Source organism: Crenobacter sp. CS_VA4 (assembly GCF_055597485.1).
This window is the reverse complement of sequence record NZ_JBVMAE010000143.1, coordinates 1-257: the sequence shown is the minus strand read 5'-3', so window position 1 is coordinate 257 and position 257 is coordinate 1. Positions and strand designations below refer to the sequence as shown.

The following is a 257-nucleotide window of genomic DNA, read 5'->3' as shown; positions in this document are numbered from 1 at the left end:
ATCGTGCTGTGTCTGGTGATCATGGCCGGCCTGTTGGTGATGGTCGAACGCACCAAGCTGGGACGCGCGATGCGCGCTACCAGTCAGAACCCGGCGGTGGCCGGCCTGATGGGCGTCAGCGTCAACAAGGTGATCTCGGCGACCTTCGTGATGGGCTCGGCGCTCGGTGCGATAGCCGGAGTGATGGTCGCGACCAACTACGACCAGGCGCACTACTACATGGGCTTCCTGATCGGTCTGAAGGCCTTTACCGCGGC

1 protein-coding gene is annotated in these 257 nt (G+C 63.4%); it reads left to right on the top strand.

The features are described from left to right. On the top strand, nucleotides 1–257 hold a 257-nt coding region (locus ACZ2IA_RS23070), incomplete at both ends, for an ABC transporter permease subunit (RefSeq protein WP_470294913.1).